This is a genomic window from Synergistes jonesii (genome assembly GCF_000712295.1).
GTDB classification, from domain to species: domain Bacteria; phylum Synergistota; class Synergistia; order Synergistales; family Synergistaceae; genus Synergistes; species Synergistes jonesii.
The window spans coordinates 23,235-47,673 of the sequence record NZ_JMKI01000054.1 but is presented as its reverse complement, the minus strand read 5'-3'; the positions used below and the strand labels follow the sequence as shown (position 1 = coordinate 47,673).

At 59.2% G+C, this 24,439-nt stretch carries 21 protein-coding genes and 1 other annotated feature; of the genes, 3 read left to right on the top strand and 18 right to left on the bottom strand.

Annotated features, from left to right (window positions below; translation table 11 throughout):
- Position 1: 1 nt before the first annotated feature.
- From EH55_RS12555 to EH55_RS12535, 5 genes are all read right to left on the bottom strand, one after another.
- Positions 2–478, bottom strand: a complete 477-nt coding sequence (locus tag EH55_RS12555; RefSeq protein ID WP_037978468.1) for a deoxycytidylate deaminase — start codon at positions 476–478, stop codon at positions 2–4.
- A gap of 148 nt (positions 479–626) precedes the next feature.
- On the bottom strand, positions 627–1,148 hold the full coding sequence (locus EH55_RS13665; RefSeq protein ID WP_051682906.1) for a citrate lyase holo-[acyl-carrier protein] synthase: 522 nt from the start codon (positions 1,146–1,148) through the stop codon (positions 627–629).
- Entirely contained in the window at positions 1,145–2,203 is a 1,059-nt protein-coding gene (citC, locus tag EH55_RS12545; RefSeq protein WP_037978466.1) for a [citrate (pro-3S)-lyase] ligase, read from the bottom strand. The genes EH55_RS13665 and citC overlap by 4 nt, the downstream gene beginning before the upstream one ends.
- 6 nt (positions 2,204–2,209) lie before the next feature.
- Positions 2,210–3,694 carry an AMP-binding protein gene (locus tag EH55_RS12540; RefSeq protein WP_236617136.1) on the bottom strand — a complete coding sequence of 495 codons (1,485 nt, stop codon included), beginning with the start codon at positions 3,692–3,694 and terminating at the stop codon, positions 2,210–2,212.
- A gap of 43 nt (positions 3,695–3,737) precedes the next feature.
- Positions 3,738–4,934, bottom strand: coding sequence for a M20 metallopeptidase family protein (locus tag EH55_RS12535; protein WP_037978464.1), 1,197 nt, complete (start codon positions 4,932–4,934; stop codon positions 3,738–3,740).
- 149 nt (positions 4,935–5,083) lie between these two features.
- Here EH55_RS12535 and rarD point away from each other — a divergent pair, with 149 nt between their 5' ends.
- The gene (gene rarD / locus EH55_RS12530; RefSeq protein WP_051682905.1) at positions 5,084–6,076 is read left to right on the top strand and encodes an EamA family transporter RarD; all 993 of its coding nucleotides are present in this window, start codon (positions 5,084–5,086) and stop codon (positions 6,074–6,076) included.
- Here the strand turns inward: rarD and EH55_RS12525 are convergent.
- The 8 genes from EH55_RS12525 to EH55_RS12490 form a co-directional block, all read right to left on the bottom strand.
- A complete protein-coding gene (locus EH55_RS12525) occupies positions 6,030–6,677 on the bottom strand; it encodes a GntR family transcriptional regulator (protein ID WP_037978463.1) in 648 nt (215 codons plus the stop codon). The genes rarD and EH55_RS12525 overlap by 47 nt on opposite strands.
- Positions 6,678–6,799: 122 nt before the next feature.
- The gene (gene pepT / locus EH55_RS12520; RefSeq protein ID WP_037978461.1) at positions 6,800–8,023 is read right to left on the bottom strand and encodes a peptidase T; all 1,224 of its coding nucleotides are present in this window, start codon (positions 8,021–8,023) and stop codon (positions 6,800–6,802) included.
- A 9-nt stretch (positions 8,024–8,032) separates the two neighbouring features.
- Positions 8,033–9,460, bottom strand: a complete 1,428-nt coding sequence (locus EH55_RS12515) for a sodium:solute symporter family protein (protein WP_037978460.1) — start codon at positions 9,458–9,460, stop codon at positions 8,033–8,035.
- A gap of 347 nt (positions 9,461–9,807) precedes the next feature.
- Positions 9,808–10,614, bottom strand: a complete 807-nt coding sequence (locus EH55_RS12510) for a gluconate 5-dehydrogenase (protein WP_037978458.1) — start codon at positions 10,612–10,614, stop codon at positions 9,808–9,810.
- Between the two features lie 3 nt (positions 10,615–10,617).
- On the bottom strand, positions 10,618–10,944 hold the full coding sequence (locus tag EH55_RS12505) for a YciI family protein (protein ID WP_051682904.1): 327 nt from the start codon (positions 10,942–10,944) through the stop codon (positions 10,618–10,620).
- Positions 10,945–10,961: 17 nt separating this feature from the next.
- Positions 10,962–11,642, bottom strand: a complete 681-nt coding sequence (locus tag EH55_RS12500) for a class I SAM-dependent methyltransferase (protein WP_037978456.1) — start codon at positions 11,640–11,642, stop codon at positions 10,962–10,964.
- Positions 11,643–11,694: 52 nt separating this feature from the next.
- Entirely contained in the window at positions 11,695–13,014 is a 1,320-nt protein-coding gene (locus tag EH55_RS12495) for a YjiH family protein (protein WP_037978455.1), read from the bottom strand.
- A gap of 40 nt (positions 13,015–13,054) precedes the next feature.
- A complete protein-coding gene (locus EH55_RS12490; RefSeq protein WP_037978453.1) occupies positions 13,055–15,073 on the bottom strand; it encodes a urocanate hydratase in 2,019 nt (672 codons plus the stop codon).
- 282 nt (positions 15,074–15,355) lie between these two features.
- Between EH55_RS12490 and EH55_RS12485 the strand changes: the two genes are divergently transcribed.
- Positions 15,356–18,358, top strand: a complete 3,003-nt coding sequence (locus EH55_RS12485; RefSeq protein WP_037978452.1) for an AAA family ATPase — start codon at positions 15,356–15,358, stop codon at positions 18,356–18,358.
- A 215-nt stretch (positions 18,359–18,573) separates the two neighbouring features.
- On the top strand, positions 18,574–19,620 hold the full coding sequence (locus tag EH55_RS12480) for a Fic family protein (RefSeq protein WP_037978450.1): 1,047 nt from the start codon (positions 18,574–18,576) through the stop codon (positions 19,618–19,620).
- Positions 19,621–19,707: 87 nt separating this feature from the next.
- Here EH55_RS12480 and rplL read toward each other — a convergent pair whose 3' ends face one another.
- From rplL to EH55_RS12455, 5 genes are all read right to left on the bottom strand, one after another.
- Positions 19,708–20,091 (bottom strand): 50S ribosomal protein L7/L12, encoded by a 384-nt coding sequence (gene rplL / locus EH55_RS12475; RefSeq protein WP_037978449.1) that lies wholly within the window; start codon positions 20,089–20,091, stop codon positions 19,708–19,710.
- Between the two features lie 68 nt (positions 20,092–20,159).
- Entirely contained in the window at positions 20,160–20,693 is a 534-nt protein-coding gene (gene rplJ / locus EH55_RS12470; RefSeq protein WP_037978448.1) for a 50S ribosomal protein L10, read from the bottom strand.
- 55 nt (positions 20,694–20,748) lie between these two features.
- Positions 20,749–20,894 (bottom strand) — a sequence feature (ribosomal protein L10 leader region).
- A 43-nt stretch (positions 20,895–20,937) separates the two neighbouring features.
- The gene (locus tag EH55_RS12465; RefSeq protein ID WP_037978445.1) at positions 20,938–22,329 is read right to left on the bottom strand and encodes a cobyrinate a,c-diamide synthase; all 1,392 of its coding nucleotides are present in this window, start codon (positions 22,327–22,329) and stop codon (positions 20,938–20,940) included.
- Positions 22,330–23,886 (bottom strand): cobyric acid synthase, encoded by a 1,557-nt coding sequence (locus tag EH55_RS12460; protein WP_051682903.1) that lies wholly within the window; start codon positions 23,884–23,886, stop codon positions 22,330–22,332.
- A gap of 47 nt (positions 23,887–23,933) precedes the next feature.
- On the bottom strand, positions 23,934–24,434 hold the full coding sequence (locus EH55_RS12455; protein ID WP_037978442.1) for a cob(I)yrinic acid a,c-diamide adenosyltransferase: 501 nt from the start codon (positions 24,432–24,434) through the stop codon (positions 23,934–23,936).
- Positions 24,435–24,439 lie beyond the last annotated feature (5 nt).

Genomic DNA, 24,439 nt, shown 5'->3' with positions numbered 1-24,439 from the left:
GTCAGCGAAAAATAATCTCCGGCAGCTTCGACGGGTCCACGCGGACGCTCTCGACTCCGGATTCCTCCATCACCGCGCGCGCGAGCTCGTCGGGGTATTCGTACAGATAAAAAACCTTTTCGCAGCCCGCGTTGATCAGCGCCTTCGTACAGTATATGCACGGCTCGTGCGTGCAATAGAGCCATGAACGGGCCGTCGAGGTACCCGCCGCCGCGGCCTGCGCTATCGCGTTTATCTCGGCGTGCGAGCCCCGGCATATCTCATGCCGCTCCCCCGACGCGATGCCGAGGCGCTCCCTCAGGCAGCCGACCTCCTCGCAGTGGCTTACCCCGCGCGGAGCCCCGTTATAGCCCGTGCTAAGTATCTGCCTGTCTCGCACGAGCACGGCGCCGACCCTCCGCCTGAGGCAGGTGGAGCGCATCGCCGCGACCTGCGCCAGCAAAAGAAAATATATATCCCAGTCAGGGCGTTCGTTCATATGGTCCCTCCCGAACAGAATGCGAAACGCTCGGACGAGCGTTTGCCTTTTTCAATTATTACACAAGCAAATCGTAAAACGCTATTTTTCGGCATGAATCCGCCCTGCTTTTTTCAAGCGGAAATTTTAATGAGCCGCAAAAGGCGGCTCACTTTTTACCTTTATCGCGCTCCGCCCCCTCAAGAAGCTCCGCCACGCGCGCGCGCAGCTCCTCCGCGGAATGCCGGCAGCTTCTCGCGCATACCTTAGCGGGGGCGCCGCACAGCAGGCAGCTCCGCTCAGGCAGTCCCATAGCGGCGCGCGACAGCGGTCCATCTTTCGTTATTACGTCGATGTCGAGGGCGCGCCCGGCCGGCGTTTCGCTTTCGGCGGCGACTGCGAGGCGCTTCATCACGGCGGCGTCGCAGAGCGACGAATCGAACGCGCCCTGCCAGCATACGCCGGCGCCGTTCTCGACGGTGCGCTCGCCGCGCGGCGCGGCGGAAGAGCGGCCGAGCAGCAGCGCGCGGAAGGCCGCCACGACCTTAACGTCGTTCGGAAGGCGCTTCGGATAGCCCGGCACGTTCAGCGCTATCTGCACGACAAAAAATCCGTCGCCGGACGAAAGCCATTCGTTCTGCAACGCGAAGCGCTCTTCGCGGCCGGAGAGCACCTCCTCGAGCGGCGTCACGATTCATTTTCTCCTTCGCCTCCGCACCGCAGCTTTTCCGCGGCGGCGCGCCCGTTCGGCGTCTTTAGGTATTCGAGGGTCACGCGCGGCAGAAGCGCGGAAAGCTCTCCGCCCCCTCCGCGGGCGATCGCCTCCCTCACGCGCGACGCCGATATTACGCCGCCGGCGGCGCCCTTCCTGTCTATCTCGCAGACGGGGCAGCCGAAGCGCGGCAGCGTATCTTTCAGCACCTCGTTGTAAAGCGCCGTGACGCGCGACAGCGGCTCGCTGCCGACGTAGCGCCGCGCCACGCCGAGCGCGGGGACGAAGAGGGAGGCGAATAATTTGGCGTCGAGCTCCGCCTGCACCTTCGCGACGGAGAGTTCGGCACGGTCCTTAAGAAAATACGAAGGAAAAGTCGCGGAGGATACAGCGTAGCGGGAGCTCGACAGCACCCGGACGTTGGCAATGTCTGCAGTGCCGGCGCGCACAAGCGCAATGCGGTCGGCGAAGGGGAAGGCCGAAGCGTCCTCTTCGACGACTATCGCGTAGAAAAGCCTTTCTCGCGACGCCGCTTCTTCGATAAGATAGCGGTGGCCGAGCGTGAAGGGGTTGCAGTTCATCACCGCGGCCGCGGCCGGCGCTCCGTTTTTTTCCCTTTCGCGCTCCAGCGTCCTGCGGAAATCTTCGGCCGACGGCGCCCCGCACTCCATCAGCACACTTTCGTCGGAGGCCGCGAGAGCGCGGAAGCCGAGCGCGGCGAAGCGCTCCGCCGTTTCCGGCTTCGTGAATAAAAAGAAGCGGTATACGCCGTCCGCGCGCGCGGCCTGCATCAGAGCCGAAATCACCGCCGAGGAAAGCCCCGCCTCCTGCCATTCGGCTTCAGCGGCGACCATTTTTATCACGCCCCCGGCGAGGCTCGCGGTAGCGATTATCCTTTCGTCGCCGTCCTCGGCGACGGCGGTGTATTCCGGCGAGCCTTCAAAGACGAGGCCGCTCTTGCACAAGAGGGCCTCGACCTCCCTCTTCTCGTAACCGCATATTTTTCTTACGACGCGGCAGCTGTATCCAAACATCCCGGTTTAATCCTTCAAAAGCTTTCTCTTTACTATCTCGCCGGCCGTGGAGCGCGGCATCTCCGAAACGAACTCTATTATCCGCGGCACCTTGTAATAGGCGAGCCTCTTCTTGCAGTAATCTATCAGTGCCTTGGGGCGCGGCTTTTCGCCGCCCTCGGGCAGGATGTAGGCTTTCACTATCTCGCCGCTTATCGAGCGCGGCACGCCGACGACCGCAGCGTTCTTCACCGAAGGATGCTCTTCGAGCACGTTCTCCACCTCGCGAGCGTAGACCTTGAAGCCTCCGACGAATATCACGTCGCTGGAGCGCCCTACGAGATAAAGGTAGCCCTCCCCGTCGAACTTCGCTATGTCGCAGGTGTTGAACCAGCCGTCCGCGAAGCGCTCGGCGGTCAGAGCCTCGTTGTGATAGTAGCGCGACGCGACCGAGGCGCCGCGCAGCCACAGCGTGCCTTCGCTGCCGCAGGGAAGCTCTTCGCCGCCGTCGCCGCATATCTTCGCCTCGACGCAGGAAAGGAGCGTGCCGACGCTTCCCTCTCTCGCCGAACTCATCGATGGGGGCAGCGCTACGACCGACGACGCCTCCGTCAGCCCGTAGCCTTGCAACACGGGGACGCCGAGTATCTTGCCGGCGCGCCTGGAAATCTCGGGCGGCAGCCGGTCGCCGCCGGAGAGCACGCAGCGCAGCGACGACGAAAGGGGCATGCCGTGCGAAACGGCGCTCGCCATCATCCCCACCATCGCCGGCACGGCCGGGATTATGGAGACTTCGGCGCTTTTTATCGCGTCCATCGCCGCGGCCACCGGCATGAAAGAGGCGAGTACCGCCTGCCGCGTCGCCTTGACGAGCGGCAGCAGCGCGCCGCAGAGGAAGCCGAAAACATTCGAGTTGGGCAGCGCGTTCAGGAAGACGTCGTCCTCGTCGAGCATGTCGATGTGCTCTACGCAGCCGTCGATGCAGGCCATCAGATTATCGTGCGTTAGGGGGACCGCCTTCGGCTCTCCCGTCGTGCCGGAGGTGTAGAAGATAACGGCCGTCTCCTCGTCCTCCTGCGAGCAGGGGCGCCCCGGTATGTTTTCGTCGAGCGTGTCAAGGTTCATCACGGAACAGGGGATACCCTCCTCCGAGATGAGCGGGACTATGTCTTCGAGGCCGCGGTAGGTCAGAGCGGCGAAGACGTCGGCGTGACACAGCTGTTTTATCAGCGGGGCGTAGCCGGAGCGGAAGTCTATCAGCGCGACCGCGCCGCCGAGGCGCCACACCGCGACGGCCGTCGCGAGAAGCACCGGGCTGTTCGGCATCAGCAGGGCGACGCGCTGCCCCCTTTTGAAATTGCTCGCGGCAAGCCTCTTTTCACACTCCTCGATGAGCTCGAGGAAGGCGCCGCGGCTCCACCACGTTTTCTGCCACCAGATAAAGGGCTCGCTGGGGAGCCTGTTCAGATTGTCTCTGACGATTATATCCAGTCTTGAAGCCAAACGAATCACACCAATCGTCTGTTTTATCGGGTACGGCCCCGTTCGAAAGCCTTCAAAGCGCGAGGGTCAGAGCGAGATACGCCTCCCACGCGGCTGAAAGGGGAAGCATGCTCTCCGGCACGTCGTAGCGCGGATGGTGAAGCGGATACTCGAGCCCCGCGCCGAGCAGCATGAAGAGCGACGGCACCCTGTTGCTGAAAAAAGAAAAGTCCTCGCCCATAAGCAGTGGCCTTTCCAGCATCGATATGCCGTCCTCCCCAAAAAAAGGAACTCCGACGCGGAGGAGCTCGTCCACCATATCGAGGTTGTTGTCGACCTGCGCGTAATTGCGCGTATATTCCACCGACGCGAGCCCGCGCAGCGCTTTCGCTATCGCCGGCGCGACGGTTTCGATCCGACCCTGTACGAAGTCGCGGACCTGCGGATCGAAAGCGCGCAGAGTGCCCCAGATGTTCGCCTGTTCCGGAATGATGTTGTAAGCTTCGCCGGCCTCGAGCCGCCCGAAGGAGACGACTATCGGCTCGCGCGGGTCGACCTCGCGCGACAGCATCGCCTCTATCGTCAGGATGACGTTCGCCGCTATCATGATCGGGTCTACCGCGGTATGGGGCTCCGACGCATGTCCAGTCATACCCCTTATGTCGATATGTATTTTATCGGATAGGGCCGTCATGACCCCCCTGCGCGTGAAGAGCGCGCCGTAGGCGAGGTCCGGCCCCCAGTTGACCGCCGCGGCCCTGCCGATGTTGAATTCTTCTATTATTTTGTTTTCGACGAGGGTCTGCGCGCCGCTGCGCCCCTCGCCGGCCGGCTGGAAGAGAAAGACTATTTTCTGCTTCAGCTGATCCCCGTATTTTGAAAGGACGGAAGCCGCGCCGAGCAGCGAGGCCATCTCGGCGTCATGCCCGGCGGAATGTACGACCCCGGGCACGCAGGATGAGAAGGGCAGGCCGGTCTGCTCGTCGCCCGCGTCCGCGTCCATCGACGCGCGAAGCATCAGCGCGGGGCCTTCTTTTTCAGCGCCGAGCACTCCTATCACAGAGGTCTTCAGCGCGAAGCCGGGATAGACCTCCATCCCGGGGATGGAGCTCAGCACGCGCACTATCTTTGAAGCGGTTATATTCTCCTCGAACGCGAGCTCCGGGAATTGATGAAAATCCCTGCGCCACTCCTGCATATCGTTTGCAATTTCTTCGGCATCCGCAAGCACGGAAGCTCCCAACGACGAAAGCCTCAGATGTTCATCCATAAAACTTCTTCCTTCCGCACAGGAAAATACCTGCAATACGTCAGAATAGTTTATCACAAAACGGCGGTAACGTGTAAAATATTGCGTGTGGCGGGGTTTTTTAGGCAATTTCAGCAGGCGCGCCGCCGCGAAGGTACGGAGGAGATAATATGACGAATCCTCAAAAGGGGGCCGCCGCAGCGTTCCTCGCCTATTTATGGTGGGGATCGATGCCCTTTTACTGGAAGGCCCTCCAATCGATTTCTTCATCTGAGATATTGGGGCACCGCGTAGTCTGGTCGGCGGCGTTCACGCTCGTCCTCACGCTGCTCGGCGGGCGCTTAGGCAGTGCAGTCTCCTACATATCGCGCAATAAGAAGAATTCCCGGCTGCTCTTCATCGGCGGATATCTGATCACCCTCAACTGGGGGCTCTACGTATGGGCGATAAACGTCGGACACATCCTCGAAACGAGCCTCGGCTACTATATCAACCCGCTCGTCTCGATGCTCTTCGGGACGCTCCTCTTCGGCGAAAGGCTGCGCGCCGCCCAGAAGGCGGCGATAGCGACGGCCGTCGCCGGAGTCTGCCTACAGATCGCGGCGCTCGGAGAAGTCCCCCTCGTTTCGCTCGGCATCGCGCTCACCTTCGGTCTCTACGGAGCGATGAAGAAGGCCGTCGCACTGGAGTCCAGGGAATCGCTTTTTATCGAAACTATATCCGTAGCGCCGGCGGCCCTCGTCTACCTTCTTTACCTGCAGTTCGCCGGCCGTGCGGATTTCCCTTACGATCCGGCGACGACGCTGCTGCTCGCCGGCACCGGCGTGATGACCTCCGTGCCGCTGCTGCTCTTCGCTTTCGCCGCTCACAGAGTAAGGCTGACGACTATAGGCTTCATACAATACGTATCGCCGACTATGACATTCCTCATAGGGACCTTCGTCTACCGCGAGGGGCTCTCGATATACAGGCTGGCCACCTTCTGCTGCATATGGGCGGCGCTCGCTATATACTCCGCAGACGCGGTCATGGCCGGCAGAAAAGAAAAGCGCGCGGAAAACGCGCAGAGCCGCGAAGGGATTTTTATCCCTCCTCACGCTCACGCCTATAAAGATCCTACGCTTCCACGGGGAAAGAGGTTATCGCGCTTTCGCGGCCGCTGACGTAGTGGGCGTTCATCGCAGCTTCGGCGGAGGCCGGGTCTCCGCGCTCTATCGCGGATATTATCGCTTCGTGTTCGGCGGCGATGCGGCCGGCGAAGAGCTTGTTGTCGTACATGTAGTCGCGCGGCGCGCGCGCCCCACGCCAGAGGCTGTTCAAGTGTTCCATCATGATCTTGTTGGGATAGTTCTCGTATAGTTTCTCATGGAAACGGTCGTTGACGCGTCCGACGGCGCGGCGGTCGCCACGCGGCAGGCAGGCGGCGAATTCGGCGTTTACGGCCCTCAGCCCCTCGATATCGACGGCGAAGGGCGTCTTCGCAAGCTCGCGCACAAGGTGGCATTCCAGCGTCTGCAGCAGTTCACAGACTTGCAGATATTCGTGCAGCGTAAGGTTACGCACGGAGTAGCCGACCTTCGGCCGGTAGACGACCAGCCCTTCGTGGATGAGCTTCTTCAGCGCCTCGCGCACCGGGGTCTGGCTTACGCCGAATTCCTTGGCCAGCAGGTCTATGTTCAGATGGGCTCCAGGTTTGAACCTGCCCTGCTCTATCAGTTTCCTTATCCTGTTCGCCGACTGATCGGCCAGCGATATATCCGGCATCTTTTTCCCGCCCCTTCAAGGCTGAATGTTTGCGATTCCCCTTCATTTTAAGGCATGGGCGCAACATTGCGCAAGCCGCGGGCGGGAACGGAGCTCCGCGCGGAAGTCTACGCCGGCGCGCCTCAGCGGCGAGCAAAGCCTTTGACGATGTTCACGAGTATGGCTGATATCTTCTCCATCGACTGAACGGGCACATATTCGTAACGGCCGTGGAAGTTGTGCCCGCCGACACACAGGTTTGGGCAGGGGATGCCCTCGAAGGAGAGCACCGTACCGTCGGTGCCGCCGCGCATCGGCACATAGAAGGGCTCGACCCCCTCGGCCCTCATCGCCGCAGCCGCCGCTTCGACGATTTCGAAGTGCGGTTCGACGGCTTCGCGGATGTTGCGGTACGTGTCGCTGACGGCGACCTCGACGGTGCCGGCGCCGAATTCGCCGTTGAGGAAGCCGGCTATCTCGCGCAGACGTGCCTTCCGCGCTTCGAACTTCGCGCTGTCGTGGTCGCGCAGATAGAGGCGCATCGCCGTGCGCTCGACTCCCCCTTCGATCTCGAGCACGTGGTAGTAGCCCTCGTATTTTTCCGTATGCGACGGCGTCTCGGCCGGCGGCAGCATACAGATGAATTTATTGGCTATGAGGACGGCGTTCTTCATCTGCCCCTTAGAGAGGCCAGGGTGGATGTTGACGCCATTCACCAAGACTTCGGCGGAGGCGGCGTTGAAGGTCTCGTACGTTATCTCGCCGAGCGGGCCGCCGTCGAGCGTATAGGCGAAGTCCGGCGCGAAGCGCTTTTTATCGAGAGTCTTCGCGCCGAGGCAGCCGACCTCCTCGTCGCTCGGGAAGAAGAACTGTATCTCGCCGTGCCTCTCCTCCGGGTGGTCGCGGAAGTGCTCCGCCATCGTCATGATTTCGGCGATGCCGGCCTTGTCGTCGGCGCCGAGCAGCGTCGTGCCGTCGGAGACGACCAGGTCCCAGCCTACGTAGTTCTTCAGATGCGGGAACTTCGCGGCCTCCATGACGCCGCCCTCTGCGCCGAGCACGACGTCGCCGCCGTCGTAGTTTTTCACGACGCGCGGCTTCACGCCGCGGCCGCAGAACTCCGGCGTCGTATCGAGATGCGAGCAGAAGCCGATCGCCGGTGCGCCCTCGCAGTTAGCCGGCAGCTTCGCGTATAGGCAGCCGCTCTCCGCAACGAAGACCTCCTCCGCGCCGATCTCCCTGAGCTCCTCCGCTAAGAGGGCGGCGAAATCCTTCTGCCCTTCCGTGCTTGGGAGCCGCGCCGGCGAGTAAGCCGATTCGCTGTCGATTTTCACATATTTCAGAAATCTGTCGAGTACGGTCGTCATAGCGTCGCCTCAGGCAGCCTTTTTGTAGAGCTCGTCGAGCGGCACGAAGCCGCCGCCCTTCGTAAATGCGGAGACCGCAAAGATGACCGCAAAGGAGAGGGGGACCATTATGATCGCGCTCTTTATGCCGAACGGCGAATGCAGCACGATCTCCCAAACGATGGTGCCGACGCCGCCGGCAAGGATGCCGCAGACGCCGCCGGCCTTCGTCACGTTCCTGGCGAAGAGCGCGCAGACGAGCGCCGGCGTCACAGAGGCGCCGTACATGGAGTAGGCGTACATCTGCACCGAGAGAATGTCGGGGAAGAAACGCCCCATCACGTAGGCGAGGAGGGCCGTGCCGACGGCGGCCGCGCGCAGGAAGAGAAGCTTCTCTTTGTCGGTGGCGTCGCGTTTCACGAATCGGTTCCAGATGTCGTAGGTGATGTTCGAGGATATCGTGAGGATGTAAGAGTCGCCAGTCGTCACGATGAAGGACATACAGGCCGCCAGCGTCAGGCCTCCGACGATCGTGGGCAGGAAGCCTATCGCGAGCTGGAAGATGACGGTGTCCGGCCGTTCGATATCCGGCAGCAGGTAGATGCCCGCGGTCGTGAGGATGATTATCAGCGCGCAGACGACGACCTCCGCTACGACGAGGCCGAGGCCGGAGCGCTTCGCGGTCCTGACGTCGCGGGCCGCGCCCATGCGCTGGATCATGTTCTGGTCGCCGAGGACGAGGAAGAATATCGGGAAAATGTAACCCATAGCCTGGACGAAGTTGAGGCTGCCGATGAAGGTGCGGCGCCCTTCGGGAAGGTTCGCGAACATGCCGGCGAGCCCCCCGTCGATCTGGGAGGCGAGCAGCGGTATCGCCACGAGGAAGCCTCCGACGAAGAGGAAGGCGCTGAGCGCGTCGGTGTAGGCGACGCTGAACATGCCGCCGCTGACGGCCAGCACCAACATGACGACGCCGGAGAGGATGACAGCCGTTTCAAGCTCCATGCCGGTCGTGAGGTTGATCATGTTCCCCGCGGCCTTGAACTGCGAGGAGAGGATGCCTATGTAGCCGAGCACGATACAGACGGTCGCGATGACGCGCGCGGCAGTGCCGAAGCGAATCTCGAAGAGCTCGGGTATCGTGTAAGTCGTCGCCTGGCGCACGCGCCCCGAGACGAAGTAAAGCAGCAGCATGCCGATCGGCGCGCCGATAAAGACGAGAATGCCGAAGAGCGGACCGTTGCGCCATATCAGATTGGCCGAGCCGGTGATGCCGCCGGCGCCGCACCAGGTAGCGAGCAGCGTGCCAATCAGCACGACGGTCGGCAGGCTGCGGTTCGCAACGGCGAAGTCGTCGGAGCTGCTGACCTTTTTCTTTGTGAGATAGAGGCCGATGATGAGGACGGCGGCCAGGTAGACGATCACACAGGCGATTATCAGCGGGTTTGCATTGAGCATGATTATCATCCTCCATAAAATAATAGTCGTATATTATAAAATCCTATACGATTTTCAGTGGCTCAAATACTATTACCGCGATACAAATTTGTCAACAGAGAATGTATCTTGCTTTCTTTATTTAAAATAACTTTACGGCGCGGCAATCACGGGCTGCGCCGCAGTTCGTAGAGTTAGAGGGGAAAGACGGCGGCGCCGGGCGTCCTGCTTCGGAGCTCGATGGCGTGCACAGCGCCGCATTTATTTGAAACTCAGACAAAAGCGCGGCGGCGATTCAAAGAGTAGGGCCCCTACGCGAGGGGCCCGATCGTTTTACGGTATTGCGCTTTCAACGCCGCAGCCGCCATTCATGCACTGCGTCCCAGATATGATAAGAATCCGCCGTCGACGTACAATATCTGCCCGTTGACAAAATCGGAGGCGGCCGAGGCGAGAAAGACGGCCGGTCCAGCCAGGTCGGCTTCGGCGCTGCCCCAGCGCCCCGCGGGCGTCCGAGCGCAGATATAATCATCGAAGGGATTTTTGGAGCCGTCCGGCAGCCGCTCCCTTAACGAGGCGTTAAGGGAGGTGGCCATGTAGCCGGGGGCTATCGCGTTGCACTGGATATTGTAAGCGCCGTACTCCGACGCGATGTTTTTCGTCAGCATCTTCAACCCGCCCTTCGCCGAAGCGTAGGCGGCGGCCGTTTCTCTTCCGACTTCGCTCATAATGCCGCAGACGTTGATGATTTTCCCGCCTCCTCTCTCGATCATCGATGGTATGACGGCCTTGGCTGCAATGAAAGGCCCGGTAAGGTCCGTATCGACGACTCTGCGGAAATCCGACGCCTCCATTTCGATCATCGGCGCCCTGTTGATGACGCCGGCGTTGTTCAGAAGAACATCCACCGGGGCCACCTCTTCGGCGACGCGCCTGAACAGCTCGTTCATGCCGGCTTCGTCGGTAACGTCACAAACATATCCGGCCGCCGCCATCCCATTTGCGGAATACGCCGCAAGCCCCCTATCGACCGATTTCCCGCTCCTGGCGTTAAACGCTATCTTCGCCCCGGCGCGGGCCAGCGCGCAAGCCATGGCAAAGCCCAGCCCGCGGGCTCCTCCCGTGATGAAAGCGGTTTTCCCTTTCAAGGAAAACAGGCTTTCGTTCGGCCCCATATTTTAAGCGCCTCCTTTGCGGACGGCGAGCGTCCGCCGGCGGGAGGGCAGGAAGCCGGCGAACTCTTCGTCGTATTTCGTCGGAATGATCTCATAGTATTCGCACTCCGTGATGCCGTTGACTCTGAAAGGGTCTTCGGCGAGTATCGCCTTTACCTCGTCCTCCGTTTCTACTCTAAACAATATCGCCCCGCCGACGCGCGGATTGCGGCGCCCTGAGAAAATAATTTTTTTCTGCGCATAATATTTGTCCAAAAACGCGGAATGCGCCGGCAAAAACTTATCGACTTCCTCCATCCCTTTAGCGTACGTCGTTAAGACCAGAAACATCGCCGTCTTTCCTTTCTTCAGATTATTTTTTCGATTACCAAAAAGAGGCTGGAGTCGTCCACCTCGGATATTTGCCAGCGGTATCCCGACGCGCGGCCGATTCTCTCCAAATCCTCCGCCGACTGTGTAGTGGCCCGAAAGCCGTCTTTGCAGACGAGGACGCCGTCTTTGCACTTTTCCATGTCGAGCTCTCCGAGCAGCCCCTTTTCCGCCTGCTCCTTGAACCACGCCAGCCTGTGCTCCCAGAATCGCGGATGGTATGTGCTGAAGTAGGCCTTGCCGCCCATTTTCAGGGCTTTCAGCACCTTCGCGGCAAAGGCCTCGGGCAGTTCGGCCTTCACCGCGGAGAGACCGTTCTGCAGGCAGAGCGCGACGTCGAAACGGCGGTCGTAATCCATTTCGTGCACATCCATGACTAAAAGCTCGGCGTTTTTCGTATCTTTCAGATATTCCGCTCCGAAGCGCACGTTCTCCGCAGAGATGTCCAGCCCCGTCACGCTCCTGACGAAGGGCGCGACCTTCTTCATGATCCGTCCGTATCCCGCGGCCAGCTCGAGCACCTCGTCGCTCTTTTTCAGGCCGCCGCATACGAAGGATATCTCGCATTCGAGGTACCGGGCGACCCTCGCTATCGCCGTGTCGTAGACCTGCCGAAGCCTTTCGGCGTTGAGGCTCCGCGCATAATAATTTTCTTTCATCTCTAATGCTCCTTTCATTACGAATGCGGTCGGCGCGCCGCTCGGACGGCCTTTACAGCACGTCCTTGAAGCCCAGCAGCATGGCGAGCGGCACGGTTATGACGATGCTCAGCACGACTCTCTCGAACCAGATCGCCAATATGTCCTTCAGCGTGATGGGGATGTCCGTACCCATCACGCAGGGGATGCTCGCCGAGAAGAAAAGTATCTCCGAGATGCTGACGACGGCGATTACGAATTTGACGAGCGGCGTGGCGCTCTTCGCGATCAGTATCGCCGGCAGGAACATCTCAGGGAGCGAAACGGCCGCGGCCTTGCCGGCCAGCGCCGCCTGCTGCACACCGAAGATTTTGAAGAAGGGGTAAAAGACATAGCCGAACCAATCGAAGAGCGGTGTGTACTCGGCCAAGACCAGCCCTAAAAGCCCAACCGACATAATGGAGGGGATGACGTTGAAGGCCATGTTGAGCCCCGCGTAGAGGTTGCTCCACACCAGCTTCGGAAGCGCCTCCGTCTTGGCGGCCGTATCCACGCCGGCGCACCAGGCACGTGTCAGCAGATTGCTGGTATACTCCGGCTCGGCCGTTTTTTCTCCGGTGTAATATGTGTCGGGTATGGAGGAGAGCGGCCAAAGCCGCGCCGTTATCGCGCTGACTACGAACGTCACCACCAATGTAACCCAGAAATAAAGCCCCCAGCGATCCATGAGGTCCAAGGTCTTCGCCACGATCAGCAAGAATGTCGCCGAGACCGTTGAAAAGCCGGTGGCTATCGTCGCCGCTTCACGCGCCGAGTATTTTCCCTGGCGGTATACCCCGTTGGTGATGAGCAGCGCGATGGAGTAGCTGCCGACGAAGGAGGCGACCGCGTCTATCGCCGAGCGCCCCGGCGTCCTGAAGACGGGGCGCATGACGGGAGTCATCAGGACCCCGGTGAATTCCATAAGCCCGAAGCTCGCAAGGAAGGCGAGGAAGACCGAGCCTATAGGGATGACCAACCCGACCGGCGTGGATAATTTATTGTAAAGAAAGGGGCCGAAGTCGGGGCGGCTCAGCCACGCCGGCGGGTTGAGGTCGAAGACTAATATTGTGCCGACGACGGCTCCGCATACCTTAGCCACAGAGAAGAATATGCTGATGCCGTCTTTATTCCAATTCTTGCGGATAAACGGCAGCGCAGCGCCGACGTACATTACGAGCAGAATGTAATATTTGGCGGCTACGGCCAGATCCTTGGTGATAAACGTGATTATATGGTCCACCGGTATGGTCGACTTGCCGCCGATATTCAACGGGAAGAAAAACATGAATATCCCGAATAGGCTGTAAAGAAGAAATTTCAATACCGCAGCGTTGTTCCGTCCTTTTTCCATAGCACGATTCCTCCGTTAGATTAAGATATGCAAACTACGATCACTTCTTCGCCACGAGTTCTGTAAGATACTCGTCGTCGGCAAGATAGGGCAGCGTGATATGCTGACCGCCGCGCCCGCCGTTGAAAGCCGCAGAGACTTCGAGCGCGCCGTTATTTCGCGCCCAGGCGCGTCTGGCCACGCCGCTCATCACGTCCCAGTTCATCGCGCTCTTTATCGTCTCGTCTACGCGGTACGAACCGTCGAGCACGAGCCCGAAGCCGCCGTTGATCGCCCTGCCGATTCCTACGCCGCCTCCGTTATGCAGCGCCACGAGGCTCATGCCTCGCGCGGCGTTGCCCACGAAGCAGAGCGTCGCCATGTCCGCCGTGACGTTGCTGCCGTCTTTGATATTCGCCGTCTCGCGGTAGGGCGAGTCGGTGCCCGAGACGTCGTGATGGTCCCGCCCGAGCATCACCGGGCCGATCTCCCCGTTGCGCACCATCTCGTTGAACTTGAGCGCGATGCGGATGCGCCCCTCCGCATCCTGATAGAGGATGCGGCACTGCGTGCCGACGACGAGCTTGTTCTTCTCGGCGTCGCGTATCCAGGCCCAGTTGTCCCGGTCCTGGAAGCGCCGGTTCGGGTCTATGCACTCCATCGCCGCCATATCGGTCCTGTGCAGATCCTGCGGGTTCCCCGAAAGGCAGCACCAGCGGAATGGTCCGTAGCCGTAATCGAAGAGCAGCGGTCCCATGATGTCTTCGACGTAGCTCGGGAAGATGAAGCCGTCGTGCGTATCCACACCGTTCTTCGCCACCTCTTTGACGCCGGCGTCGTAGATCGCGCGCAGGAAGGAGTTGCCGTAGTCGAAGAAGTAGCTGCCGCGGCCGACAAGGAGCTTTATCAGCTCAAAGTGTCTTCTGAGCGACATATCGACGAGCTTCCTGAATTTTTCCGGTTCTTCTTTAAGAAGCCGCGTGCGCTCCTCAAAGGTGACGCCGACGGGGCAGTAGCCGCCGTCGTAGGCGGCGTGGCAGCTTGTCTGGTCCGAGAGCAGGTCTATGGAAATATCGTTGTCGACGGCATACTGGAGCAGGTCGACTACGTTGCCGTGGAAGGCGATAGAATTGACTTCGCCCTTGGCCATTTCCTCTTTCGCCATCGCGAAAGCCTCTTCCGGCGTCTCGGCGATCCGCCTGACCCAGCCCTGTCCATGGCGGGTCTCGATACGCGACCAGTCTACCTCGGCGGTGATCGAAACGCAGCCGGCGATGTCGGCCGCCTTAGGCTGCGCGCCGCTCATGCCGCCGAGCCCGGAGGTGACGTAGAGGCGCCCCTTCAAGCCTTCGCCGCTCTCGCCGAACTTTATCCGTCCCGCGTTGAGGACCGTGTTGTAGGTGCCGTGAACGATGCCCTGCGGCCCGATGTACATCCAGCCGCCGGCCGTCATCTGACCGTAGTTGGAGACGCCGAGCTGCATCGCGCGGTGCCACTCCTCCTGATTGTCGAAGAGGCCGACCATCAGGCCGTTGGTGAGCATCACGCGCGGCGCGTTGGGGGAAGATTTGAAAAGTCCGAGCGGATGTCCCGATTCAACGACGAGCGTCTGATCCGGCGTCAGTATCTCAAGATATTTTTTTATCAGAAGATACTGCATCCAGTTCTGACAGACCTGCCCCGTCTCGCCGTAGGTGACGAGCTCGTAGGGGTAGAGCGCGACGTCGAAGTCGAGGTTGTTGTCGATCATCACCTGAAAGGCTTTTCCCTCTATGCAATTGCTCTTATACTCGTCAACCGGCTTGCCGTAGAGCTTTCCGGCGGGGCGGAAGCGATAGCCGTAAATGCGCCCGCGAGTCCGCAGTTCTGCAAGGAATTCGGGGGCGACCTCCGCGTGATATTCCTCCGGGATGTAGCGCAGCGCGTTCTTCAGCGCGAGCACCGTCTCCTTTTCATTCAGAGTGTAAACGCGGTTCGGCGCGCGGCGGTACCGCGGGTCGAATTCCTTCTCAGGCGGCAGCCCGTCGGGAAATTCCAGCCTTATCTTCATTGCCTTTTCCAACTGTTTGTTGTTCATCATCCTTTTCTCCTCCTTGAAAGCGAATAAACGGGAGCAAGCGGCGCCGGCGGCTTGGCGTTCCCAATTAGTTTTACTGCTGTGTAGTATATTTATCCGGCATAAAACATATATAAAAAGCGCAATAAGCGCGTTTGAGCGATTCGCCGCGGCGAAACTCGGCGTTTTTATATTTTGACATATTTTTTATATTTTTTTGACGCGAAAGCCATTATACTAATAAGCGCTGGAATATGTTTAAAGCTGTATCTATAGAGACGGCACCTTTAGGATGGAGGCGATATATTGAAGCTGACTCTGCACCTTCTCGGACAGGCCTATATCGAGAAAGATAGCGCAAGAATATCGCTGCCGTTCAAAAAAGCGGAGGCCGTCGTATTTTATCTCGCGCTGGAGGGCGCGCGCCCGAAAGAAAAGGTCAAATGCCTTTTCTGGGGCGATAAGGGCGAGCGTCAGGCCTCCGGCAACCTACGAAACGTCATCTATTTGCTGAGGAAACATTTCCCGGAGCATTTTGAAGCGAAGCACGGCTGCTTGGCCGTCAGCGGCTGCACGACCGACATCGACGAAATATGCTCGTCGGACGAAGCGGAGATACCCTCTTTTATCTTTGAGGAGCCGCTTTGCGGCTTTGAGGCGCTCGACATAGGAGACTTTGACGAATGGCTCATATACAAGAGAAAACAAATCAGGGACCGAATCGTTTCCTGGCTCAAGTCTCGTTTTTTCGAGTCTTCAAAGAGAAAAGACGCCGGCGCGGGCGCCGATTGTCTGAACGCGATGCTGAGAATGGATCCCTTTGACGAGTCGGCCGTGCTGGAGCTCATGAGATTACATGCGGCCGACGGCCAAATTTCAAAAGCGCTCTCCGTTTATAAAGATTTTTCGCACAGGCTGCGCAGGGAAGCGGATATTCTGCCCGGCGGCGAATTGCGGCAGTTTGCAAAAAAGCTGTCGATGGAATTTTCCGCCAAAAATACGAGCTGCGACGATTGTTTCTGCGGAAGGAAAAACGAAGTCCGGCAGATTCTGGATTCCGCATACCACGATAACCGCATGCGGCTCTATTTTATCTACGGCGAGGCCGGCGTTGGGAAAACGGCCCTTATCAACCACGTAATAAAATTAATGGGGTCGGAGAATATAATAGCGTTCCACGCTTCCCCGCCGCCGGTCGGCGAGGGCTTTGATTACTCCGCATGGAGGGGCGTCGTCGTGCGGCTGGTGAATCTGTGCAGAGAGAAAGAGCTTGCGATAGGACGGGAAAAGCTCTCTATACTTACGAGATATTTCAACGATTTTTCAAGCGAAGGATATTGCAGGGGCGCCGCCCTCCTGCCGCCCGAAAGGGAGGCGCTGGTCATAGCGAAAATCGTCGCCGATATGACGGAGCGGCTGTGCGAAGGCAAACGCCCGCTCTTCGTTCTGGAAGACATGCATTGGTTTGACGCTTCCTCGCTGAAGCTGCTCTCCCTTTTCATCTCGGAGCTGAGAGTGCCCGCCGTTTTCTTTATGACGAGCAGGCCGGAACGTTCGGAGGCCGTTATCAAGCTCATATACGCCCTTAGGCCGCCGATAAAACATTCCGTGCTGAGCATGCAGCTTTTGCCCTTTACAAAAGACGAGGTGATGTATTTTTGTCGTCTCTTCCTTTCGGAAGAGCTTATAGAGGAAAGGGGGGAAAGCTATTTTATTCGCGAAAGCGCCGGCATGCCGCTGCTGCTCGTCGAAATGGCGAAGATGCTGAGGGAAAACGGCCGCGCGGAGTGCCGCGCCGGCCTGCGCGGACTGATCATGGGGCGCATGGAAGGACTGACGGAAAAAGAGCGCGAAGCGCTTTCCATCCTCTCCGTATTCGGCGGCCCCGCGAGCGCCGAGGATGCGGCGCTCGCCGCCGGAATAGCGCTGGAGGACATCTCCCAGCCGATCGAGACGCTGCTCAGACGCAAAATGATTCGCGAAACTGAAGAGAACGGCGATTTCCTTCTGGAATTCCTGCACGACAACGTGCGGGAATGTATTTATGACGCAATGCCAAAATTCAAAAGGAAAATGACCCATCAAAAAATAGCGGAAGTCCTGAAAAGACATTACTCTCCGCACAAATGGAGCCCGGCGCTCATCGAAAAGCTAAAGTATCATTACGGGATGTCCGGCAACGAGCTTGCAGTTTTGGAGCTATATCTGCAGGAGATGAGCTTTCACATAAATTTGAACCATACTCTTTTTCCCCTGATTCAGGACGACGTCCTCTTAAAATGTTCCCTGCCTTTCAGCGACAGAGAAGAAACCGAACGGAAATTCACGATAATTTTAAACCTCCTGCATAAATGCGGCTATTCGGACAGCAGCAGCCTGCTGTTCAAAAAGCTGGAGGCCTCGTACCTGGAGATGTACGGCGGCTACAAGATCAACTGGGGAGAATACGAGGGCGGAAGGCGCTTAACGGACGCCGGGCTCGTATCGGCCCGCGAGTGCGGCTTCGACGAAATAGAGCTGCACTGCCTGGAAGACATAGCTCATCATTATTTGCAGACCGATCAAAGCGCCGAGCTGTCAAAATACGGCAAAGAGATACTTGCCCTTGCCGGGAAGCTGGGTAAAGAGAACCATAAAGGTCTGGCATTCAGGCTGATCGGCATGTCGCAGCTCATCGAGGGAGATTACAGGGGCGCTGAAAGCACCTTCATCGAATCGATAAAGCTCTTCGAGGCGCTGGAAATGACCGGTAAATTTTACACGCTCAGCATGCTCGCGCCGCACTGCTACATAGGCGAAATGCATCAATGGGCGGGGGAAAGCGGATACGCGATGAAGCGCTATGAATATTGCCTAAACAGATGCAGAAGCGCCGGCCTCTTCTGGGGGCAGAGCCATTTTCACGCCCACGCTGCCGACGCCGCGCTCGACATGGGCGACTGGGATCTGCTCCGCGCGCATATCGAAGAAGGCGTGTCGCTCTTCGAGAGTTCGCAGGGAGGGCATTGCTCTTCTATCCTCTACAGCCTTAAAGCCGTCTGCGACGCCCGCGGCGGCGACTTCGGCGCGGCGCTGCGGGCGCTGGAAAAAGCCGACTTCCTTGCCTCAATAGGGAAAAGAAGCTGGTGCGCCGCTCAGCTGATGGCCAAGGCGTGGGTATCCGCGCTGGCCGACGACGAGGGCTCAGGCGCCGAAATATCCGGCTACCTGACGCACTCCGCAAAAGAATACGCCGCGCAGGCCGTCGAGCTGTACGAAGCGATCGGCGCCCGCCGCAGGATAGATTTTATAAAAAATATGTTCATGTAAACGTCAAAAAAGCAAGCCGAACTCACAAAAGCTTTTTTCGCCCGTTGAAACGCGGCGGACGGCAAAAAGGCAGTCAGCCTTTTACACGCGCTCTTATGCACACAAAAAGGCGCGCATCTGCATATAATGCAACTGATTATATGCAGATATTTCCCTTGACCTCTTGATTATCTGCATATAATCCGATATATTTATATGCAGATGGGAGGCTCGCAGTGAGAAAATTTGATTATTCTTTCCTAGATAACGGACTGCTGCCCGCAAGTTTGATAAACCTCGCCGTAGGCATCGCAAACCTGAAAACGATGGCCGGCATTCGGAAAGAGGGATATGTGCGTATCTTTACGGAGTTGGAGGCTATTGCAAAGGTACAGTCGGTCAAAAGCTCCAATGCCATCGAGGGGATCATTGCCAGCGATGAGCGTATCGCAGCCATCGTCAACCAGAACAGCGCACCACTGAACCACAATGAGGCGGAGGTCGCCGGATACAGAGACGCCCTGAATGAAATCCACCTGGGGTACGAGCATATCAATTTCCGACAGGGCGACATTCTGCGCCTGCATGAGACGCTGCTGTCTATTGCCGGGTATGAGTACGGCGGCCGCTATAAAACGGACGATAATGTAATTTTGGAAGTCGATGCGGCTGGAAAGCGGAAAGTGCGCTTTTCTCCAACGCCGGCCTCCGAGACAGAGGCGGCGATGGAGCAGTTGGAGCTTGCCTACTTGGACGCCTGCGGCAACACCGGCATTAATCAGCTCCTGCTGATTCCCTGCGTGATCCTGGACTTTCTCTGTATTCATCCCTTCCGGGACGGGAACGGAAGGATGTCCCGGCTGCTGTCGCTCCTGCTGCTATACAAAAACGGCTATGACGTGGTGAAATACGTATCTTTTGAGGAGCAGATCAACAACCATAAAGGCTTTTATTACGAAACTTTGAAGCAATCGTCCGACGGCTGGCATACAAACGAGAACAGTTGCTTCCCCTTTATAGAGAACTTCCTATCCACACTGTATATGTGCTATAAAGAGCTGGACAAACGTTTTGCGGTAGTACATGGGAATAAGATCACCAAGAAAGCCCGCATCGAGGCGTCCGTGTTAAACAGCCTGACTCCTATCTCCAAAGCGGAGATATGCAAAATACTCCCGGATGTCAGCCCCACGACCGTGGAGGCCGTGCTGGGAGCTATGATAAAGGAAGGTACAATTAAGCGAATCGGGGCTGGAAGAGCGTCGAGATATATCAGGGTGTAGAGGCAAGAGGCAAAAATTTTTTCCCGCGGCGGACGGCAAAAAGGCGCGCCTTTCGGCGCGCCTGGACAAGCTTACTACGCCGAATTATTACTTCAGCTCTACCTTCGCTCCGGCTTCCTCGAGCTTCTTCTTCATCTCTTCGGCTTCTTCCTTCGGAGCGGCTTCCTTCACCGTCTTGGGGGCGCCGTCGACGAGATCCTTCGCCTCTTTGAGTCCGAGCCCTGTGATCTCGCGGACCGCCTTGATTACGGCGATCTTGTTCGCGCCGTGCTCGACGAGGACGACGTCGAATTCCGTCTTCTCTTCTTCCGCGGGCGCGGCGGCGCCGGCCGCGGCTGCGCCCGCCGCCGGCATCACCATTGCCGGAGCGGCGGCGGAGACGCCGAATTTGTCTTCGAGTTCCTTGACGAGCTCCGAAAGCTCGAGTACGGACATTTCGCTGATAGCCTGGATGAGTTCTTCACGTGTCATTTCTGTTTCCTCCTATGTTTTTCGCAAATAAAATTTTTTACGCCGCTAAGCGGCAGATTTGCGCGGCGTTACGCCGCCGATTCTTTCTGATCTCGAATCTTCGCAAGTAGCGTGACGAGATTCCTCTGAGGTCCGGAGAGCACGGTGACGAGTCCGCGAAGCGGAGCCGCGATCGTGCCGACGACCTGCGCGAGCAGAGCCTCCTTCGACGGAAGTTCCGCGAGCGCTAAGACCTGCCCCTTCGTAAGCGTCTGATTCCCCCCTAGGAGCCCGCCTTTGATGACTAGCGCTTCGTTGCCCTTCTCCTTCGCGAAGTCGCGTATCGCCTTCGCCACCGCCGCGGCGTCCCCATAGGAGAGCACGTAGCCGTTGGGGCCGGAGTCGCAGTCCGACATTCTCTTCATTCCGCATTCGTCGAGGGCGATGCGCATGAGGGTGTTTTTGCAGACCTTCATCTCGCCTCCGGCGTTGCGGATGAGCCTGCGGAGTTCGTTGGCCTTCTTGACCGTCAGTCCGCGGTACTCCGCCACGAAGACGGCGTCGGTCTTTTTCAGCGCTTCGGCCAGCATGTCGATCATTTCACGTTTTGCTTGTGTAGGCATATTCGATTTTCACCTCCCGCGTTCAAATGTAAACTCGGAAAACGCATTTTCAGCGCGAGCGCGCAAAAAAGGCTTCCGAACTCAAGCGCGTTTCGGAAGCCATAATAAGTGTCTTATACGCACAGATTATCCTTCGCGAGACCTCGGCAGGAAATTAAGCCCGGCGGCGCCTGCTGTCTTGAGCCATAGCGGTGAAATTATATCCTCAAGGGCGGGTTTTGTCAAAAAAATCCTCCCGGCGCGCTCACTCGGGCGGAAGTCGGCGCCGCAACACCCGCTTTTCGTATTCCGCGCACTTTTCGACAAAGCGAAGGGCGGCCTTGGGAAAGCCGGCGAAGTGCAGATGCAGGTAGGAGCCGAGGACGTTCCCCTTCGCGTAGCCGGCGCTGTACGTTTCACCGCCGCGGTTTTTCGTGAATTCGAAGGCGTGCGGTATCTCTTCCTCCTCCTCGGCGCTCGAAAAGTGGAACTCATGCCCGCGCAGCCTTTCGCCTGCGGCCGCTACGACGCTGTCGGAGAGGGCCCTCGCGGTGACGTAGCCTACGGTGCGCAGGCTGTCGTTCATGCGGCATCTCATGGGGATGACTCCGGCCATCTTATGGGGGACCCCATCAAGGTCAGTAATCTCGCGCGTGAGGTACATGAAGCCGCCGCACTCGGCGTATATAGGCATCCCCGACGAAGCCGCGGCTGCGACGGATTCTTTCATCGGCCCGTTGGCCGCGAGGCGCGCCGCGAAGACTTCGGGAAATCCGCCGCCGAAGATGAGGCCGCCGCAGTCGGGAATTTTTTCGTCGTTCAGCGGGCTGAAATTTATTATCTCCGCGCCGGCCGCTTCGAGCGCGTAGACGCTCTCGGGGTAATAGAATGAAAACGCTTCGTCGCGCGCGACGGCGATTTTCGCTTTTTTCTCCGCGCGCGCGGCCGGCGCCGGGAGCTCGCCGAGCGGCGGCGCGCCGCGCGCGATCTGCAGCAGCGCGTCCAAGTCGACGGAGTTTTCCGTCATTTTTATGACCGTCTCTATGTAGCGGCCGTCGTCGTTCTCCTCGACCGGCAGCAGCCCGAGGTGGCGCTCGCGCACTTCGGCATCCTTATTGCGCGGCAGCGCGCCCAAGACGGGAAGGCCCGCGCACCGCACGGCGTCGCAGACCATTTTCTTATGATTTTCGGAGCCGAAGCGGTTTATTATCACGCCGCGAAGGGCGACCCCGCGGTCGTAATCGCGGAAACCCGCCGCGATCGCCGCGGCGCTTTCGCCCATCGAGCGGACGTCTATCACGAGCAACACCGGAGCGCGGAGCAGCTTGGCTATCTGCGCTGTGCTGCTCACGCCGCCCGCCCCGCCGTCGTAGAGCCCCATAACCCCTTCGATGATCGAGACGTCGGCGCCCTCGGAGGCGGAGAGGAATATTTTTTTCATCGTCTCCTCGCCTGTGAGCCACGTATCGAGGCTGTCGGCGCGCGAGCCGGCCGCGAGCCCGAGGTAGCCGGGGTCGATGTAATCGGGGCCGACCTTGAAGGGGTGCACGCGCAGCCCGCGGGCGGCAAGCGCCGCGGCTATGCCGCTCGCTATCGTCGTCTTGCCGCTGCCGCTGTGGACCGCCGCGACGACCAGCCTTGGGCGCACGACTTCCATTTATCCAGCCTCCCCGCGCCGCGAGGCGGAGCCCGGCTGAGCCGCCGGAAGCCCCATGATCTTGATTATATAATCGACGTCGAGGTTTTCTTTAGCCGAGGCCGCGAGCGCGTCGTAGGCGGCTTCCTTCGCCTCGGCCGTCGAGACGGCGGCGCGCTCCGGCAGCCCGCGCCTCTTACGCAGCAGGTTGAGCCACGTCGTGCGGAAAAGGTCGTTGTGGAACGCGTTGTGAAGGTAGCTGCCGGCGACGCGCAGATCCGCGTCGGCCAAGCCTTCCTTTTTTCCGTCGAGCTCAAAGAGCGGTGAAAAGCCCTCGCCGCCGCGCAGCGCACGCGTCCTTCCGAAGTGTATCTGGTAGCCCTCGACGGGCGTGTATTCTTTGAAGCATGGGTGCGCCGCTCGGCCGCTGCTGCGGACCGTCGTTTTTTCGTCGTCGAAGAGCGTGACGGCCGGAAGCAGCCCGAGCCCCTCTATTTCGGGAATCTTTTCGTTGTCGCGGAGGTATCTGTCGTCTATTTTTTCGCCCAGCATCTGATAGCCGCCGCAGAGGCCGTAGACGGCGCCGCCTTCCTTGTAGAAGCGGCGTATCGCGTCGGCGAGCCCCGAGTCGATAAGATATTTCATGTCTAGCACGGTGCTCTTGGTGCCGGGCAGCAGCACGGCGTCGAGACGCGCGAGCTGCGCCGGCGAAGAGAGCTCCGTTATCTCGACGTCCGGCTCGAAGCGGAAGGCTTCGATGTCCGTGTGGTTGGATACGCGCGGGAATTTCACGACGCCGATGCGAAGCTTTTCCTCGCCGGCGCGTTCTTGATTCCCTCTCTGCCAGTTGAGGCTCAATATGTCCTCCCCTTCGATCACGACGTCGGCGAGCCACGGCATGACGCCGACGACTTTGACGCCGGTCTTTTCTTCGGTGAAACTTACGGCGTCTTCGAAGAGCGAGATGTCGCCGCGGAATTTGTTGAAGACGATGCCCTTCACGCGCCGCCTGTCCGCGCCGAGCAGCTCGAGCGTGCCGACGACGGAGGCCAGCGCGCCGCCGCGGTCGACGTCCGCGACGAGCAGCACCGGGATGTCGGCCTCGTTGGCGACGCGCATGTTCACGATCTCCGCGGCGTTGAGGTTGACTTCGGCGGGGCTTCCCGCCCCTTCGCAGACCATCACGTCGTATCTGTCGTCTATCAGCGAGAGCGCCTCGCGCACCGTCTCCAGCCCCTTGTCCATCGTGAAGAGGCGGTAATAATTTTTGTCGCAGGGCGCTTCGTATACCTTGCCCATCAGGACGATCTCGGAGGAGGTGTCCTTCCTCGGCTTGAGCAGTATCGGGTTCATGTACGCCTGAGGCTCGACGCGCGCGGCCTCCGCCTGCACGCCCTGGGCACGTCCCATCTCGAGGCCGTCTAGCGTGACGCAGGAATTGTTCGACATATTTTGAGATTTGAAGGGGCAGACCGCGTATCCCATGTCGGAGAATATGCGGCAGAGCGCCGTAGCGATGAAGCTCTTCCCCGCGTCGCTCGACGTCCCCTGTACCATGATGCCTCTGCATTTTTTCATTGTTTTTCACCTCGGCCGGCGCTATCGGTCCGGCATAGGGCGGCGCGCTAAAATTCCACGCCGCGCCTCGCCGGGATCCCTTCGTCGTAGTAGTGCTTTATCTTTTTCATTTCAGTAACGAGGTCGGCGCGTTCGATAAGCGCCTCGGGCGCGCCGCGCCCCGTCATCACGAGCTCGGCGCCGCGCGGACGTGCGGAAAGCAGCGCCAGCGCATCTGAAAGGCTGACGCAGCCGTGCCTTATCGCCGCCATTATCTCGTCGAGGATAAGGAGGTCCGCGCTTTGCCTTTCAAATATATCGAAGGCGGCCGAAAGCAGCGGGCAGCGCCGCGCGCACGGGGAGCTGCCGCGCCCGCCGGCGCACCGCGTCACAGAGACGCCGAGCTTCTCGGCGCTTCTGTGCTCGCCGCATTCCCTCGCCTTCTGAAACTGGATCACGAAGACCCTGCCGCCGTTTCCGGCGCAGCGCATCGCCAGGCCGAAGGCGGCCGTGCTTTTGCCCTTGCCGCAGCCGGTGTATATCTGTACCCTGCCCTCTTCGCCGTCCATCGCGC